The sequence below is a fragment of the Stenotrophomonas sp. 05L44_2 genome, assembly GCF_056665995.1.
In genome coordinates this window covers 1-1,694 of the sequence record NZ_JBFTNR010000819.1, presented here as the reverse complement: position 1 = coordinate 1,694, position 1,694 = coordinate 1, and the positions used below count along the sequence as shown (strand labels likewise).

2 protein-coding genes are annotated in these 1,694 nt (G+C 67.7%); both read right to left on the bottom strand.

What is annotated here, in order from left to right; translation table 11 throughout:
- Positions 1-935, bottom strand: a 935-nt coding sequence (locus AC1VAN_RS20975; RefSeq protein ID WP_480986654.1) for a peptide chain release factor 3, incomplete at its 3' end; no start/stop codon positions are given.
- 74 nt (positions 936-1,009) lie between these two features.
- A partial coding sequence (locus tag AC1VAN_RS20970) for a M23 family metallopeptidase (protein WP_480986653.1) occupies positions 1,010-1,694 on the bottom strand: 685 nt, incomplete at its 5' end.

Genomic DNA, 1,694 nt, shown 5'->3' with positions numbered 1-1,694 from the left:
CGGTCACGGTGCTGCGGGTCCATGTTGGCCTGGATCTTGAACACGAAGCCGGTCAGCTTCGGCTCCTGCGGGGCGACGTCGCGACCGGTGGTGGAGCGCGCCTGCGGCGACGGTGCGTGTTCGACGAAGAAGTCCAGCAGCGGCTGCACGCCGAAGTTGTTCACGCCCGAACCGAAGAACACCGGGGTCTGCTTGCCGGCCCGGTAGGCCTGCAGGTCGAACGGGTGGCTGGCACCCTGCACCAGTTCCAGTTCGTCGCGCAGGTCGGCCAGCATCCGCTCGCCGATCTTCTCGGCCAGCCCGGGCGAATCGATCGAGGGGAAGATGGTCGAATCCTGACGGGTGAAGTTGCGGCCCTGCTCGTACAGATGCACTTCGCCGGTGATCAGGTGGACCACGCCCTTCAGGCGCTGGCCCATGCCGATCGGCCAGGTGACCGGTGCGCACTGGATGCCGAGCACGCTTTCAACCTCGTCCAGCAGGTCGATCGGCTCCTTGCCCTCGCGATCGAGCTTGTTGATGAAGGTCATGATCGGGGTGTCGCGCAGGCGGCACACTTCCATCAGCTTGATGGTGCGCTCTTCCACGCCCTTGGCCACGTCGATCACCATCAGCGCCGAGTCCACCGCGGTCAGCACGCGGTAGGTGTCCTCGCCGAAGTCGGCGTGGCCTGGGGTGTCGAGCAGGTTGATGATCTTGCCTTCGTACGGGAACTGCATCACCGAGGAGGTGACGGAGATGCCGCGCTCCTTTTCCAGCGCCATCCAGTCCGAGGTGGCGTGGCGGGCAGCCTTGCGGCCCTTCACCGAGCCGGCCATCTGGATCGCGCCTCCGAACAGCAGCAGCTTTTCGGTCAGCGTGGTCTTGCCGGCGTCAGGGTGGGAAATGATGGCGAACGTGCGGCGACGCGACGCTTCGGTGGCGACTTCGGACATGGCAGTGGCGCCCGCACGGGGCGCTTTTCAAAGAGATAAGCGCCCGATTATACCGGCCTGCCGGCGTCGGCGGGTCAGCGCCCGGCGCTGGCGTCCCCGCTGCCCTCACGGGCGAAGTGCAATTCGCCCTGCGGGGCGAGGATGCGCACCGGCACCGAACGCAGCCCCATGCCCCGGTTGAGCTGCACCACGAAGTGCAGGTGCGGTGCGGTGCTGTAGCCACTGTTGCCGGACAGGCCGATCGGCTGCCCGGCCTGCACGGCCTGGCCGGGACGCACGCGCATGCCGCCGGCCTGCAGATGGGCGTACATCGCCATGCTGCCGTCGCTGTGCAGGATACGAACGAAGTTGGCGCGTCCGGCATCGCGTTCACGGTCCAGACCATTGCCGCGGAAACCGTCCTGTACCTGCATCACCGTACCCTCGCGGGCGGCCAGGACCTGCGTTGCTTCGGGCAGGGCAAAGTCGATGGCGTCGCGGTTCTCCTCGTCATCGTGGCTGAACCGGCCCTGCGGCGCCTGGTCCACGCGCAGCTGGGCAGCCTGGAACGGCAGGCGATAGGCGACGTCTTCGGCGCGCGCGGCCGGATTGCCCGGCACCGACTGCAGACGAAGATCCAGTGCCTTGCCGTTGGCAGGAGAGGGAAGATGGCCCACCACCAGGCTGCCGGTGGCCTGCACCAGTGACTGCAGCGGCAGGCCCTCCACCTGTGTGCCGGGGGCGGCGCGCAGCTCGATCTGCACCGGGCCGGACAGTGGG